At 67.4% G+C, this 14,264-nt stretch carries 15 protein-coding genes; 8 read left to right on the top strand and 7 right to left on the bottom strand.

Going from position 1 to position 14,264, the window contains the following annotated elements; all coding sequences use genetic code 11:
* Positions 1–504: 504 nt before the first annotated feature.
* Positions 505–1,719, top strand: a complete 1,215-nt coding sequence (locus AAC067_RS00805) for an MFS transporter (protein ID WP_339928584.1) — start codon at positions 505–507, stop codon at positions 1,717–1,719.
* On the opposite strand, the gene gmk is transcribed toward AAC067_RS00805, so the two are convergent.
* From gmk to fabD, 7 genes are all read right to left on the bottom strand, one after another.
* Positions 1,679–2,320 carry a guanylate kinase gene (gene gmk / locus AAC067_RS00800; protein WP_339928582.1) on the bottom strand — a complete coding sequence of 214 codons (642 nt, stop codon included), beginning with the start codon at positions 2,318–2,320 and terminating at the stop codon, positions 1,679–1,681. The two genes, AAC067_RS00805 and gmk, sit on opposite strands and share 41 nt — an antisense overlap.
* Positions 2,310–3,194, bottom strand: a complete 885-nt coding sequence (locus tag AAC067_RS00795; protein ID WP_339928580.1) for a YicC/YloC family endoribonuclease — start codon at positions 3,192–3,194, stop codon at positions 2,310–2,312. The genes gmk and AAC067_RS00795 overlap by 11 nt, the downstream gene beginning before the upstream one ends.
* Complete coding sequence (mltG, locus tag AAC067_RS00790) at positions 3,191–4,366, bottom strand: endolytic transglycosylase MltG (RefSeq protein ID WP_339928578.1); 1,176 nt, start codon at positions 4,364–4,366, stop codon at positions 3,191–3,193. The genes AAC067_RS00795 and mltG overlap by 4 nt, the downstream gene beginning before the upstream one ends.
* On the bottom strand, positions 4,367–5,647 hold the full coding sequence (gene fabF / locus AAC067_RS00785; RefSeq protein ID WP_339928576.1) for a beta-ketoacyl-ACP synthase II: 1,281 nt from the start codon (positions 5,645–5,647) through the stop codon (positions 4,367–4,369).
* 105 nt (positions 5,648–5,752) lie between these two features.
* Positions 5,753–5,992 carry an acyl carrier protein gene (locus tag AAC067_RS00780; protein WP_300444219.1) on the bottom strand — a complete coding sequence of 80 codons (240 nt, stop codon included), beginning with the start codon at positions 5,990–5,992 and terminating at the stop codon, positions 5,753–5,755.
* Positions 5,993–6,183: 191 nt separating this feature from the next.
* Entirely contained in the window at positions 6,184–6,924 is a 741-nt protein-coding gene (gene fabG, locus AAC067_RS00775; RefSeq protein ID WP_339928574.1) for a 3-oxoacyl-[acyl-carrier-protein] reductase, read from the bottom strand.
* Between the two features lie 183 nt (positions 6,925–7,107).
* Positions 7,108–8,052, bottom strand: coding sequence for an ACP S-malonyltransferase (gene fabD, locus AAC067_RS00770; protein ID WP_339928572.1), 945 nt, complete (start codon positions 8,050–8,052; stop codon positions 7,108–7,110).
* Between the two features lie 244 nt (positions 8,053–8,296).
* Here fabD and rpsF point away from each other — a divergent pair, with 244 nt between their 5' ends.
* The 7 genes from rpsF to radA all read left to right on the top strand — a co-directional run bounded on the left by rpsF (position 8,297) and on the right by radA (position 14,238).
* Complete coding sequence (gene rpsF / locus AAC067_RS00765) at positions 8,297–8,698, top strand: 30S ribosomal protein S6 (RefSeq protein WP_339871927.1); 402 nt, start codon at positions 8,297–8,299, stop codon at positions 8,696–8,698.
* Between the two features lie 12 nt (positions 8,699–8,710).
* On the top strand, positions 8,711–9,004 hold the full coding sequence (gene rpsR / locus AAC067_RS00760; protein WP_339871926.1) for a 30S ribosomal protein S18: 294 nt from the start codon (positions 8,711–8,713) through the stop codon (positions 9,002–9,004).
* Positions 9,004–9,588, top strand: coding sequence for a 50S ribosomal protein L9 (rplI, locus tag AAC067_RS00755; protein ID WP_339928570.1), 585 nt, complete (start codon positions 9,004–9,006; stop codon positions 9,586–9,588). The genes rpsR and rplI overlap by 1 nt, the downstream gene beginning before the upstream one ends.
* Positions 9,589–9,725: 137 nt before the next feature.
* Positions 9,726–10,100, top strand: coding sequence for a hypothetical protein (locus AAC067_RS00750; protein ID WP_339928568.1), 375 nt, complete (start codon positions 9,726–9,728; stop codon positions 10,098–10,100).
* A gap of 101 nt (positions 10,101–10,201) precedes the next feature.
* Positions 10,202–11,689 (top strand): replicative DNA helicase, encoded by a 1,488-nt coding sequence (locus AAC067_RS00745; protein ID WP_339928566.1) that lies wholly within the window; start codon positions 10,202–10,204, stop codon positions 11,687–11,689.
* Between the two features lie 51 nt (positions 11,690–11,740).
* Positions 11,741–12,778: an alanine racemase gene (alr, locus tag AAC067_RS00740; protein ID WP_339928564.1), complete on the top strand. Its 1,038-nt coding sequence runs from the start codon at positions 11,741–11,743 to the stop codon at positions 12,776–12,778.
* Between the two features lie 83 nt (positions 12,779–12,861).
* Positions 12,862–14,238, top strand: coding sequence for a DNA repair protein RadA (gene radA / locus AAC067_RS00735; protein ID WP_339928562.1), 1,377 nt, complete (start codon positions 12,862–12,864; stop codon positions 14,236–14,238).
* Positions 14,239–14,264: the final 26 nt, after the last annotated feature.

The raw sequence follows: 14,264 nt of genomic DNA, 5'->3' as shown, positions 1-14,264 counted from the left end.
TGACCATTGCCCTTCCCGCTCCGTCTCGCTGTCCGGCCAGTGCCCCGCCACCGCTGCGCGGTCCGCCTCCGCATCAGCATGGAGAGGAGACGGTGAACGTCCCCGACGGTCGTCATCCTTCGGCGTGCGTCAGCACGATCCTGTCGCGGACACCGGCGGCCGGGATCAACCGGCCTCGCCGTGGTCCTGGGAAATCGAATGACAGACGGGACGCCCTCGGCGGCATTACGATGAGCAAATTTCCGATAATCTGGCACGGTTACCACGGCCCCGACCGCCGGTTTGGCTGTTAGATGACGGTTTCAAAAGTGTTTTCCATTTTGGCAGGGTGGCACGGTTGGCACCCCGAATTCGGAACCCCGGCCCGGGGCAAACCCCACCCGATCTCCATCCCCGGGTCAGTGCTCCCCCGGGATTGTCGTCATCCCGGCGCAGGTCGGGACCCGGCGGACAGACCCGGACCCGGCTGCTAGAGATGCGACACACAGGCGGAGATCGACGACGGTGTTCAAGGGTCTGAAGGCGGTGCCGCGCGGGGTCTGGGCCCTGGGGTTCGTGTCGATGTTCATGGATATCTCGTCCGAGATGATCCACGCCCTGCTGCCGGTGTTTCTGGTCGGGACCCTGGGGGCCAGCGCCCTGCTGGTCGGGCTGATCGAGGGGGTGGCCGAGGCGACGGCCTCGATCACCAAGGTATTTTCCGGCTGGCTCAGCGACCGGCTGGGCCGGCGCAAGATCCTGGCCGTGGTCGGCTATGGGTTGGGGGCCCTGACCAAGCCGGTCTTTCCGCTGGCCGTGACCCCGTTCGAGGTGTTCGGGGCCCGGTTCGTCGACCGGATCGGCAAGGGCATCCGCGGCGCGCCGCGCGATGCCCTTGTCGCCGACATCACCGCGCCCGAGGCGCGTGGGGCGGCCTTTGGCCTGCGCCAGTCGCTGGACACGGTCGGGGCCTTCGCCGGGCCGCTGATCGCCATCCTGCTGATGTTGGTGCTGGCCAATGACATCCGCGCCGTCTTCGCCTGGGCCATCGTCCCGGCCACCCTCGCCGTGCTGGTGTTGGTCTTCGCCGTGCGCGAGCCGGAACGGGCCGACCCGACCGGGGCCGCCAGGGTGCCGATCCGCTGGAGCGAGGTGCGCGCCATGGGCACCGCCTTCTGGATCGTCGTGACCATCGGCGCGATCTTCACCCTGGCCCGGTTCAGCGAGGCCTTTCTGGTGCTGCGGGCCCAGGACATGGGCCTGGCCGTGATGCTGGTGCCGCTGGTGCTGGTGGTGATGAACGTCGTCTATGCCGTGGTCTCGACCCCGGCCGGCATCCTGTCCGACCGGATCGGCCGCAAGGGGCTGCTGGTGGTGGGTCTGGTCACCCTGATCGTCGCCGATGCCGTGCTGGCCCTGGCCCCCGGGGTGACCGGGGTGCTGATCGGGGTCGGCCTGTGGGGCCTGCATATGGGACTGACCCAGGGCGTGCTGGCCAGCCTGGTCGCCGACCGGGCTCCGGCGCGGCTCAGGGGCACGGCCTTCGGCCTGTTCAACCTGGCGACCGGCCTGACCCTGCTGATCGCCAGCGTCCTGGCCGGAGCCCTGTGGTCGATGTGGAGTCCGGCCGCCACCTTCGTCGCCGGCGGAATCTTCGCCCTGGCGGCCCTGGTCGCGACCGCCGTCCTGCTGCCGGGGTCTAGACCGCTTCGTTCAGCAGGGCCCGGCGGTAGCCCTTGAGCCAGATGTTGCGCGACTGTTTCGAGCGTTCGGCATGGTAGATGTGGGCCAGCTCGGCGTAGGAACGGTCGAAATCATCGTTGACGAAGACGTAGTCGAATTCCTCGCAATGCTCGATCTCGCCCTTGGCGTTCTGGATCCGCTGTTCGATGACCGACTCGGCGTCCTGCGAGCGGGTCACCAGGCGGCGGCGCAGTTCCTCGAGGCTGGGCGGCAAGATGAACACGCGCACGGCGTCGTGCGGGCATTTTTCGGCGATGTCGCGGGCCCCCTGCCAGTCGATGTCGAACAGCACGTCACGTCCCTCGGACAGGGCCCGGTCGATCGGGGCGCGCGGGCTGCCGTAGCGGGCCCCGTGCACATCGGCCCATTCGAGGAAGGCGTCCTGGTCGATCAGCCGCTGGAACTCCTCATCGTCGACGAAATGATAGTCACGGTCGGCGACCTCGCCGGGGCGGATGCCGCGCGTGGTCATCGACACCGACAGCTCCAGCCCGCCGTGATCGGCCATCAGCCGGCGGCACAGGCTGGTCTTGCCGGCACCCGACGGACTGGCGACGATCAGGAGGACACCCCGGCGGGGCGTGCGTTCATTCGACATTCTGGACCTGTTCACGCAGCTGTTCGATCACCGCCTTCAGTTCGAGTCCGGTGGCGGTGAGCGCGGTGGTAGCCGATTTGGCGCACAGTGTGTTGGCCTCGCGCATGAATTCCTGGGTCAGGAAGTCGAGTTTCCGCCCGGCGGGGGGTTGGTGCAACAGGGTGCGGGCCGAGGCGACGTGGGCGGTCAGCCGGTCCAGCTCCTCGCGGACGTCAGCCCGGGTCGCCAGGGCGGCGGCTTCCAGCACGATGCGGTCGGCCAGGCCGGGGGCGTCGGGTGCCATATCCGTCATGCGCCGGGCGAAGCGCTCGCGCACGGCGGTGGTCTGATCGTCCGCCCCGGTGGTGGCCTCGGCGACGAGGGCGGCGATGCGGTCGACAAAGCCGGTCAGCACCGGCATCAGCTGGGCCCCTTCCCGCTCACGCGAGGTCTTCAGCGCGTCGAGGGCGGCGTCGACAGTCAGGGCCATGGCGGCTTCGACGGCGGCGCGGGCGTCGGGGTCCTCGACTTCCTCGGGGATCTCCAGCACCCCGCGCAGGGCCAGCAGGCCGTCGGCGGTGGGGGGCGTGGCCCCTTGTGCGGTCAGGGTGTTGGCGAGGGCCAGATAGTGGTCGAGCACCGGCTGGTTGACCCGCACGGTCGGGGTGCCCGTCTCGACCCGCCGGGCCTGCAGACCGACGGTGACCTGACCCCGGCCGAGACGGGCCTGAGCAGCGGCACGGGCCAGTCGCTCCAGACTGTCGAAGCCGGGCGGGCCGCGAAAGCGCACATCGAGGGTGCGGCCATTGACCGACCGGGCCTCGACCGACCATGTCCAGCCGTCCTGTGCCCCGTCGGCCCGACCGAAGCCGGTCATGCCCGAGATCTGGCTCATGGCCGGGTCAGGGCCGGACGGGCCGGAGCCTGCGGGCGGACCGTGATGACGGCGACGCCGGACCCGGGGGCGCTCCCGGCCGCAGTCTCGGGTGCTGGCTCGGTCACCGCCTCGGACGCGACCTCGGGCACCACCACCGCCGGGGGCAGACCGGCCTGTTCGCGTTCAATCGCGCGCCAGCGAGCGACATTGGCCAGATGTTCGGCATAGGTACGGGCAAAGACGTGGCCGCCGGTGCCGTCGGCGACGAAAAACAGCTCGTCACTGCGCGGCGGGTTGAGCACGGCGGCCAGGGCTTCCTCGCCCGGATTGGCGATCGGCGTCGGCGGCAGGCCGGCGATCTGATAGGTGTTCCACGGCGTCTGGCGATCCAGCTCGGAGCGGCGGATGCCGCGCCCCAGCGGCCGCCCCTTGGTGATGCCGTAGACGATGGTCGGGTCGCTCTCCAGCCGCATACCGATGCGCAGCCGGTTGGAGAAGGCGGCTGCGACGCGCGGACGCTCCGAGGCGATTCCGGTTTCCTTCTCGACGATCGAGGCGAGGACCATCGCCTCCTCGGGCGAGGTGACCACCGAATTGGGACTGCGCAGTTCCCACAGCCGGGCCAGATTGCTGTCGCGGGCCCGCTGCATCCGGGCGACGACGGCCGAACGGGCTTCGCCACGGCTGATCTCATAGGTGTCCGGCCACAGACTGCCCTCGGCCGGAACCTCAACCTCACCGGTCAGGATCGGCTGGCGCATCAGGATGTCGACGGCCTGGGCCGAAGACCAGCCCTCGGGCAGGGTCAGATAGTGGCGCACCACCCGGCCCTCAACCAAAAGGATGATGACCGAGCGCAACGAGGCCCGTGCCGGGACCTCATACTCACCGGCCCGCAGCTTGCGGTCGGCCCCGGTCAGGCTGACGGCCGCCTTGAACATGTCAGGCGAGCGGATCACCCCCGCCTGTTTCAACGTCGCGGCGATCGCCGGAACGCTCGACCCCCTGGGCAGGGTGACGACGGTGGTGTCGCCCTGCGCCGCCGCCGGACCCGGGGCATAAAAGACGCTCCAGCCCCAGAACAGACCGGCGATCAGGAACAGGCTGAAGGTGGCCGAGGCAGCCAGCAGCCCGACCATCAGGCCGGAGCGGCCGCCCGCAGGCGGGGCCGGCTTGGTGCCGCCCGCCATCTAGTCGACCTTCTTGAAAATGACCGAGGCATTGGTGCCGCCGAAGCCGAAGCTGTTGGACATGGCGACATCGATCTTGCGGGCCTTGCCCTTGTGCGGGACCAGATCGATGGCGGTCTCGTGCTCTGGATTGTCGAGATTGATGGTCGGCGGCGCGACCTGGTCGCGGATGGCCAGAACGCAGAAGATCGATTCGATGGCCCCGGCGGCCCCCAGCAGGTGACCGGTCATCGACTTGGTCGAGGAGACTGCAAGGTTCTTCGCATGATCGCCGACCAGCCGTTCGATCGCCCGCAGTTCGATCCAGTCAGCCATGGTCGAGGTGCCGTGCGCATTGACGTAGTCGAGGTCGGACGGCTGCATGTCCGCGCGCTTCAGCGCCGCCTTCATCGCCCGCAGGCCGCCCTCACCGTCCTCGGACGGGGCGGTGATGTGGTAGGCATCGCCGCTCATGCCGTAACCGACGACCTCGGCATAGATCTTCGCGCCACGCGCTTTCGCGTGCTCGTATTCCTCGAGGACCATGATCCCGGCCCCCTCGCCCATCACGAAACCGGCGTGGTCCTTGTCATAGGGCCGGCTGGCCTTCTCCGGCGTGTCGTTAAAGGCGGTGCACAGCGCCTTGCAGGCCAGGAAGCCGGCGATGCCGATCGGCACGATCGAGCTTTCGGCCCCACCCGCGACCATCACATCGGCGTCGTCCATGGCGATCATCCGGGCCGCGTCGCCGATGGCGTGGGCCCCGGTGGCGCAGGCGGTGACGACCGAATGGTTCGGGCCCTTGAGCCCGTGCCGAATCGAAATCTGGCCCGAGGTCAGGTTGATCAGAGCCGAGGGAATGAAGAAGGGGCTGACCCGACGCGGCCCCTGTTCCTTGAGGATGATGGCGGTGTCGGCGATGGGGCCGAGCCCTCCGATGCCCGAGCCGACCATGACGCCAGTGCGTTCCTGGTCTTCGTCACTCTCGGGCTTCCAGTTAGCATCCGCCAGGGCCTCGTCGGCCGCGGCAATGGCATAGACGATGAAATCGTCGACCCGCTTGCGGTCCTTGGGCGACATAATCTGTTCGTGATCGAACACACCCGGCTGCCCGGGTGCACCGCCACCACGTCCGTCGACCGACGGAATCTCGCCGGCGATGGTGCAGCCCCAGCCCTCAACATCGAAATTGGTGATGGGTCCGATACCCGAGCGACCGTCCCGGATTCCCTGCCAATTATGCTCAACACCCGCACCGAGGGGGGTGAGAAGGCCGAGACCGGTGACTACAACGCGGCGCATGGGCGCTCCTTCAACAGAATCCGTGCCCAGAAACAGTAATGGCCGCCGGGCGGCCCCGCTAGGGGCGCACCACGGCGGCCACTGAAACCGTCAGTTGACCGAAGGTCAGCCGGCCAGTTTGCCATCGATGAATTTGACGGCGTCGCCGACGGTCTGGATGTGCTCGGCGGCATCATCCGGAATCTCGATGTCGAATTCTTCTTCGAAAGCCATGACCAGTTCGACGTTGTCGAGCGAGTCAGCGCCCAGATCGTCGATGAAGCTGGCCTTCTCGACCACTTTTTCGGGATCGGCGTCCAGATGGTCGATGACGATCTTGCGAACGCGTTCCAGGGTATCGGACATGGGGTCTCTGCCTTCATTATGGTGCCGCAGCACCAGCGTTTGTCTTCGCGATTGCCGTCCCACGACAGCGCCAGTCGCGCAAGCCCAAAGAGGCTGCGCAGCCGGTTGCGTCTCCGCCCTTTAGCACAGCCGTCCCCGTGGGGAAGAGTCGTTGCAAGGTTTGATCGCATGCGTTGTCCGTGTCCGGACGGTCAGATCATTGCCATGCCGCCGTTCACGTGCAGGGTCTGGCCGGTGACGTAAGCGGCCTCGTCCGAGGCCAGATAGACAGCGGCGGCGGCGATCTCGTCGCCGGTGCCGAGGCGACCGATCGGGATGTTCTTGAGGATGGTCTCGCGCTGGGCATCGTTCAGCACATCGGTCATCGGCGAGGCGATGAAGCCGGGCGCGATACAATTCACCGTGATGCCGCGGCTGCCGACTTCCTGGGCGAGGGATTTGGAGAAGCCGATCATGCCGGCCTTGGAGGCGGCATAGTTGGTCTGGCCCGGGTTGCCGGTGACGCCGACCACCGAGGTGATACCGATGATCCGGCCCGAGCGGCGCTTCATCATCCCCTTCATCGCCGCCCGAGACAGACGGAAATAGGATTCCAGATTGACGGTGATGACCGACTGGAAATCCTCGTCCTTCATCCGCATCAGTAGGCCGTCCTTCGTAATCCCGGCATTGGCGACGAGGATGTCGAGCGGGGCCCCGGCGGCCTCCTCGGCGCGGGCGATCAGGCCGTCGACCGAGTCGGGGTCCGACAGGTTGGCGGCGGCGGCAAAGGCGCGCTCACCCAGCTCCTTCGCCAGATCCTGCAGCACCGCCTCACGGGTGCCCGACAGGACCACGGTCGCGCCCCGGGCATGCAGGGCCCGGGCGATGGCCCCGCCGATACCGCCGGTGGCCCCGGTGACGAGGGCGGTTTTTCCGTTGAGATCGAACATTGAGTGCTCCCTTCCTTCTCCCCTTGCGGGAGAAGGTGGCCCGAAGGGCCGGATGAGGGGTTTCACGAACCCCTGCGGTTGATGTTCGAGGGGTCGATCCGGTGCGGCCGGTGTGACCCCTCATCCGTCATCCCCGGATCAAGCCCGGGGCTGACACCTTCTCCCGCAAGGGGAGAAGGGACGTCAAAAGCTCTTCGCGAACGCTTCCAGATCTTCCGGCGTGTTCAGCGCCACACTCTCGGCATCCGGCGCGATGCGTTTGGCCATGCCGGTCAGGACCTTGCCCGAGCCGATCTCGGCGAAGCGGGTCACCCCGCCCTCCCCGGCCATCCACTCCATGCTCTCGCGCCAGCGCACCCGACCAGTGACCTGTTCGACCAGCAGGCGGCGGATGGTCTCGGGGTCGGTCTCCGGACGGGCGGTGACATTGGCGACCACGGGCACGCGCGCGCCCAGCAGGGTGGCCCCGGACAGGGCCTCGGCCATTTCGTCAGCGGCACGCTGCATCAGCGGACAGTGGAACGGAGCCGAGACATTCAGCGGAATGGCGCGCGCGCCCAGTTCCTTGGCCTTTTCGATGGCCCGGTCGACGGCGGCCTTGTCACCCGAGATGACGATATTGCCGGCGTTGTTGTCATTGGCGACGACGCAGACGCCGACCTCGGAGCCGGCTTTCGCGGCCGCCTCGGCCAGGGCGAGGTCGGTCTTCGGGCCGATCAGCGAGGCCATGGCCCCCTGCCCCACCGGCACGGCGCGCTGCATGGCCTGACCGCGCAGCTTCAGCAACCGGGCGGTGTCGGCCAGCGACAGGGCCCCGGCGGCACACAGGGCCGAATATTCACCCAGCGAATGCCCGGCGACCAGGGCAGCACGCGCCACATCGATATCAAACTCGACCTTCAGCACCCGCACAGCCGCCAGCGACACCGCCATCAGGGCCGGCTGGGCGTTCTCGGTCAGGGTCAGCTGGTCCTCGGGGCCCTCGCGCATCAGGAGCGAAAGCTTCTGGCCCAGAGCGTCGTCGATCTCGGCATAGACCTCGCGAGCGGCAGCGAAGGCGTCAGCCAGGGCCACGCCCATGCCGACCGACTGGCTGCCTTGTCCGGGAAACAGGAGAGCGAGGGTCATGGGCGGTCCGGAAACTGTTGAATCAGGGGGCAGCGGTAGGACAAACCCCGGAAGGCGGCAAGTCGCGAACGCCTTGCCCTGCCCCGCTATTTCCCCTATATGCGCCCGCTTTCCAGGGCTTCGGTCCTGTCGCGGAACATCAAAGGGTTCGGGAAGTCATTCCGGCCGCCGCTGCAGGAGCCATCGTGGGATCGGACTTTAACCCGGTCTGTTCCACGCCGACGCCCACAAGGGAGACTACCGCATGGCTCTTTACGAGCACACGGTCATGTCGCGCCAGGATATCAGCGCGCAACAGGCCGAAGCGCTGAACGACACCATCAAGGGCTTGATCGAACAAGGCGGCGGTTCCGTCGCCAAGATCGAGTACTGGGGTCTGCGCAACCTGACCTATCGGGTCAAAAAGAACCGCAAGGCGCACTATTCGCTGCTCGCCGTCGACTGCCCGCCCGCCGCCATGGCCGAGGTCGAGCGTCAGCTGTCGATCAATGAAGACGTGCTGCGCTGGCTGACCGTCCGCGTCGAGGAGCTCGATCTCGAGCTGTCGCCGCTGCTGGCCCGCCGTGAACGCGAGCGTGAACGCGAGCGCGAACGCACCCCGCGCACCGACGAGGCCCCTGCGGCCGCCGTCGCTGAAGCCGAATAAGGAAAGCGCAGCATGACCGATACGACTGCTCCCGCCCGCGGCCCCGTGACCCCCGGCACCCCTGCCGGTTCCGGCGCTGCCGGCCGTCGCCCCTTCCATCGTCGCCGCAAGGTCTGCCCGTTCTCGGGCGAAGGCGCGCCGAAGATCGATTACAAGGATGTGAAGCTGCTGCAGCGTTACATCTCCGAACGCGGCAAGATCGTGCCCTCGCGCATCACCGCTGTTTCCCAGATCAAGCAGCGTGAACTGGCCAAGGCCATCAAGCGCGCCCGCTATCTGGCCCTCCTGCCCTATGTGGTGAAGTAATGAAGGTCGTTCTCCTCGAGCGCGTCGATAACCTCGGCGCCATCGGCGATGTCGTGACCGTCAAGGACGGCTTCGCTCGTAACTTCCTGTTGCCGCGCGACAAGGCGCGTCGTGCGACGTCCAACAACCTGAAAGCCTTCGAACTCGAACGCGTCGCCATCGAGGCCCGCAACGAGAAGAACAAGGAAGAGGCCGGCAAGATCGGCAGCAAGATCGACGGTCAGACCTATGTCATGATCCGTCAGGCCGGCGAGACGGGCCAGTTGTACGGCTCGGTCGGCGGTCGCGACGTCGTTGAGGCCGTTACGGCCGAAGGCGGCAAGGTCGAGCGCAGCCAGGTCGTGCTGAACATCCCGATCAAGCATCTGGGCGTGCACGAGGTGGCGATCCGTCTCCACCCCGAGGTCTCGGTCAAGGTCAAGATCAACATCGCGCGTTCGGCCGAAGAAGCCGAGCGTCAGGCCGCTGGTGAAGACGTCATCAAGGCCGCCTATGACGAGGACCGCGCCGCGGCCCTCGAACAGGCTCGCGACATGGTGGCTGGCGGTGCCGGTCAACAGGACGGCCTGGGCTCGGAAGCCTAGGTCCGACAGCGACCTCAAGACGAAGAGGGCGCACCTTTGCGGGTGCGCCCTTTTTCGTGTCCGGTGAGCCTGGTCGACGCCCTTGTCCGGCCATAATCCGACTGCCAGACTGAAACCCTCAACCGCAGGACGTCACCATGATCCGCAAGACAACGCTGGCCGTGGTCCTCGTGGCCAGCCTCATCGCCGGCACGGCCGTCGCCCGTGACATCACGGTGCGCCAGTTCCTGACCACCGCCGACGGTATTCCGCGCAATCCCACTGCGCTGCTGCGGTCCGATACCCGCCGGCTGATGAACGAGATGAAGGGAGCCTTCCAGACGGTCCGTTCGGAAGAGGTCGCCGCCCGCACGGCCGGTCGCCGACCGGCCACCTGCATGCCCGAGCGGGTCTCGGTGAACCCTGACCAGTTGTTGGGCCGCCTCAACGCTATCCCCGCCGCCCGACGCAACATCAGCCTGACCCAGGCCATCCGCGAATGGATGGCCGAAGAGCATCCCTGCCCGGCCTGAACCGGCCACACCGGACCGTCCACAGAGGTGTCCCCGTTCATCTGGACCGGGAGCGACATTTCCGTCCGCTTCCGACGCAGGGGAAGGCTAAGCGTTAACCGATGAACGCCTTCTCCCCCTTCTCGAGCGACTCCGCGTCGATTCCGTCGCTGCCGCACAATCTCGAGGCCGAGCAGGCGCTGCTGGGCTCACTGATGTTCGACAATGCGGTGTTCGAGCGACTGTCCGACCGGCTGCGCGGGTCGCATTTCTACGAGCCGTTCCACAACCGGCTGTTCGATGCGATCGAGGACCATATCCGCCAGGGCATGCTGGCCGAGCCGACCATTTTGATGGAGCGGTTCAAACAGGACCCGGCCTTCGCCGAATTCGGGGGCCTGCGCTATCTGGCTGATCTGGTCGACCGGGCCCCGCCCGCGGCCAATGCCGCCGACTATGCGCGGGTGGTCTATGACCTGGCCCTGCGTCGCGACCTGATCCGTATCGGCGGCGATATCATGAAGGAGGCCCCCGATCCGGAGCGGGCGGCCATGGACCAGATCGAGCAGGCCGAGCAGTCGCTCTACTCCCTCGCCGAGACGGGCAAGCCTTCGACCGGATTTGTCAGCTTTTCCACCGCCCTGGCCGGGGCGGTTCAGATGGCGGGTGAGGCCTACCAGCGTGACGGCAAGCTGGCCGGTCTGGCCACCCAGTTGCACGACCTCGACCAGAAGCTGGGCGGCCTCTATCCGTCCGACCTGCTGATCCTCGCCGGCCGCCCGTCGATGGGCAAGACGGCGCTGGCGACCAACATCGCCTTCAACATCGCCCGTAACTATCGCTGGGAGCCGACGCCGGAGGGCCGCAAGACGGTCAATGGCGGGGTCGTGGCCTTCTTCTCGCTGGAGATGAGCGCCGAGCAGCTGGCCATGCGGATCCTCGCCGATGCCTCGGGCGTGTCGTCGGACCGGCTGAGAAAGGGCGAGATCGACGCCTCGGACTTCGGCAAGGTGCGCGACGCAGCGATCGAGATCGGCGAGAGCCCGCTGTACATCGACGCCACCGGTGGTCTGGCCATTTCCAAGCTGGCGGCGCGGGCGCGACGGCTGAAGCGGGCCGAACAGGGTCTGGATCTGATCATTATCGACTACCTGCAGCTGATCACCGTCGGCGACGGCAACAACCAGCGCAACCGGGTGCAGGAGGTGTCGGAGATCACCGGCGGACTGAAGGCCCTGGCCAAGGAGCTGAATGTGCCGATCCTGGCCCTGTCGCAGCTGTCGCGTCAGGTCGAGAACCGGGAGGACAAGCGGCCGCAGCTTTCCGACCTGCGTGAATCCGGTTCGATCGAGCAGGACGCCGACTGCGTGATGTTCGTCTATCGCGAGAGCTATTATCTGGGCCGGACCGAGCCGCGCGAGGGCACCGAAGAGCATCTGAAATGGCAGGAGGACATGGACATCCTGCAGCACCAGGCCGAGGTCGTCATCGGCAAGCAGCGCCACGGCCCGATCGGCATCGTCAAGCTGAGCTTTGACGCCGACACCACCCGCTTCGGCAATTTGGCCAACGATGGCCGCTATTCGAACTTCCGCGATATCCCTGAATAGACCCGGCCTTTTCGGGTGTGCGCCGCACAACAGTTGCGGCATAAGGGGCTCATGCCCGCCCCTGCCACGCTTTCCGTCGATCTGAACGCGCTTGCCCACAATTTCCATACGCTGGAAGCGGTCGGCGGCGTGCCGGTGCATCCGGTGGTCAAGGCTGACGGCTATGGGCTGGGGGCCGTGCCGGTAACCCGACGGCTGATGGCCGAGGGCGCGCGCACCCTGTTCGTAGCCCGGACCAGCGAGGGCGAGCGTCTGCGCACTGCTGTCGGCGCGGAAACAACCATCTATGTGCTGGACGGTTGTCTGACGGGCCGCGCGGCCCGGCTACGGGCGGGCGACCTGCGGCCGGTCCTGAACACCGCGGCCCAGATCGCCGAATGGCAGGCGGCGGGTGGTGGTGCCTGTGGCCTGCAGATCGACACCGGCATGAACCGGCTGGGTTTCCGCCCCGAGGACGCGCCCGAGCCGTTCACGGGTCTGGATCTGGTCATCAGCCATCTGGCCTGCGCCGACGAGCCGGCCTCGCCGATGAACCGCCAGCAGCGCGACGCCTATGCCGCTGCGGTCCAGCGTTATCCCGGCGTGATCCGGTCATTCGCCAATTCCGGTGGCACCTTTCTGGGCCCCGACTTCGGCTTCGATGCCGTGCGCACAGGGATCAGTCTGTACGGCAGCGGCCCCGAAGGCCGCCCCGACGACCGGCTGAAGCCCGTCGCCACCTTCACCGCCGAGGTGCTGCAGGTGCGGGAGGTGCCGGTCGGTGAGAGCGTCGGCTATTCGCAGGGCTTCCGGGCCGAGACGCCGCGCCGGATCGCCGTCTGCGCCGCCGGCTATGCCGACGGGATACCGCGCAGCTCCAGTCCCTGGGGTGCCGTATGGCTGGGCGGTGCCCTTCGGTCGATTGTAGGCCGGGTATCGATGGACGTGATCACCGTCGACGTGACCGGCGCTGACGTCGCGGTGGGCGACCGGGCCGAGCTGTTCGGGGCTCACCGGATGCTGGACGAGGCCGCGACCGCGGCCGGGACCATCGCCTATGAGCTGCTGACCTCGGTCACGCCGCGGGTGCCACGGGTCTATATCGGCTGAGCGGCACAGAGGTTGCGTCAGAATCGGACGCAGGCTGGATCCGCCCCCTGCCCCACCGCTCGCGACTCCTGTAAGTCAGGGTCATGGCCAGAGACGGTGCGATCTATGTTTGTCAGTCCTGCGGGGCGGTCCACGGCAAGTGGTCCGGCCAGTGCGGGGCCTGTAACCAGTGGAACTGTATCGTCGAGGAGAGCCGCTCGGCACCACCGGGGGCGATGAAGCCGGTCAGTGCTGCCCGGACCCGTGGCCTGCAGTTCGAAACCCTGCAGTCCGACGCGCCGGAGCCGCCGCGCATCGTCACCGGGGTCAAGGAGTTCGACCGGGTATGCGGCGGCGGGGTCGTGCCCGGCTCGGCCATATTGCTGAGTGGTGATCCCGGCGTCGGCAAGTCGACGCTTCTGCTGGACGTGGCCGGACGGGCAGCCCTGAAGGGGGCACGGGTCGCCTATATTTCGGGTGAGGAGGCGATCGAGCAGATCCGCGCCCGGGCCAAACGGATGGGCCTGTCCAAGGCCCCCGTCGAGCTGGCCTCGGCCACGGCGCTACGCGACATCCTCGGCACGCTGAAGCGCGAGAAATTCGACATCGTCATCGTCGATTCGATTCAGACCCTGTGGTCCGACGCCCATGAGGCCGGGCCGGGTTCAGTGACCCAGGTACGCGCCTGCGCCGGCGAGATGGTGCGGCTGGCCAAGTCGCACGGCGTGGCTGTGGTTCTGGTCGGCCATGTGACCAAGGACGGTCAGGTCGCCGGGCCACGCGTGGTCGAACATATGGTCGACGCGGTGCTGAGCTTCGAGGGCGAGCGCGGCTATCCGTTCCGCATCCTGCGCGCCGGCAAGAACCGGTTCGGGGCCACCGACGAGATCGGGGTGTTCGAAATGGGCGACACCGGCCTGCGCGAGGTCAGCAATCCGTCGGCCCTGTTCCTGGGCGAGGGCAAGGACCGGGCCCCCGGTGCGGCCGTCTTCGCCGGCATCGAGGGCTCGCGCCCGGTGCTGGTCGAGATGCAGGCGCTGGTGTCGAAATCCGCCTATGGCACGCCGCGCCGCGCGGTCGTCGGCTGGGATACCGGACGACTGGCCATGGTGCTGGCCGTGCTGGAGGCGCGTTGCGGCTTCGGCTTCGGCGACCAGGACATCTATCTGAACGTCGCCGGCGGCCTGCGTATCAACGAACCCGCCGCCGATCTGGCGGCCGCTGCAGCCCTGATCTCGTCAGCCACGGACAAGCCCCTGCCCCAAGGCTGTGTGGTGTTCGGCGAGATCAGCCTGTCGGGTGAGGTGCGGGCCGTCGGCCGGGCCGAGGCGCGGCTGCGCGAAGCGCGCAAACTGGGCTTTGACAACGCCCTGACCCCGCCCCTGACGGTCAAGGGTGGCGGGGTGGCGGTCACCTCGGTGACGCGATTGACGGAAGCGGTCGATCGAATCTCGCAAAGCCGCTATGAAGGTGTGCAGTAACCCCCACCCGAGGATCGACCGACCGC

The sequence above is a fragment of the uncultured Brevundimonas sp. genome (assembly GCF_963977465.1).
Taxonomy (GTDB): domain Bacteria; phylum Pseudomonadota; class Alphaproteobacteria; order Caulobacterales; family Caulobacteraceae; genus Brevundimonas.
Note: the sequence above shows the minus strand (reverse complement) of the source record. Positions and strands in the feature narration are given on the sequence as shown.

Bases quoted from the DNA above. Each gene is read 5' to 3' on its own strand.
- AAC067_RS00780 (WP_300444219.1), bottom strand. From the start codon at position 5,992: ATGTCCGATACCCTGGAACGCGTTCGCAAGATCGTCATCGACCATCTG.
- AAC067_RS00745 (WP_339928566.1), top strand. From the start codon at position 10,202: ATGAACGCCTTCTCCCCCTTCTCGAGCGACTCCGCGTCGATTCCGTCG.
- rpsR (WP_339871926.1), top strand. From the start codon at position 8,711: ATGACCGATACGACTGCTCCCGCCCGCGGCCCCGTGACCCCCGGCACC.
- fabG (WP_339928574.1), bottom strand. From the start codon at position 6,924: ATGTTCGATCTCAACGGAAAAACCGCCCTCGTCACCGGGGCCACCGGC.
- alr (WP_339928564.1), top strand. From the start codon at position 11,741: ATGCCCGCCCCTGCCACGCTTTCCGTCGATCTGAACGCGCTTGCCCAC.
- rplI (WP_339928570.1), top strand. From the start codon at position 9,004: ATGAAGGTCGTTCTCCTCGAGCGCGTCGATAACCTCGGCGCCATCGGC.
- AAC067_RS00795 (WP_339928580.1), bottom strand. From the start codon at position 3,194: ATGAGCCAGATCTCGGGCATGACCGGCTTCGGTCGGGCCGACGGGGCA.
- rpsF (WP_339871927.1), top strand. From the start codon at position 8,297: ATGGCTCTTTACGAGCACACGGTCATGTCGCGCCAGGATATCAGCGCG.
- AAC067_RS00750 (WP_339928568.1), top strand. From the start codon at position 9,726: ATGATCCGCAAGACAACGCTGGCCGTGGTCCTCGTGGCCAGCCTCATC.
- fabD (WP_339928572.1), bottom strand. From the start codon at position 8,052: ATGACCCTCGCTCTCCTGTTTCCCGGACAAGGCAGCCAGTCGGTCGGC.
- mltG (WP_339928578.1), bottom strand. From the start codon at position 4,366: ATGGCGGGCGGCACCAAGCCGGCCCCGCCTGCGGGCGGCCGCTCCGGC.
- gmk (WP_339928582.1), bottom strand. From the start codon at position 2,320: ATGTCGAATGAACGCACGCCCCGCCGGGGTGTCCTCCTGATCGTCGCC.
- fabF (WP_339928576.1), bottom strand. From the start codon at position 5,647: ATGCGCCGCGTTGTAGTCACCGGTCTCGGCCTTCTCACCCCCCTCGGT.
- radA (WP_339928562.1), top strand. From the start codon at position 12,862: ATGGCCAGAGACGGTGCGATCTATGTTTGTCAGTCCTGCGGGGCGGTC.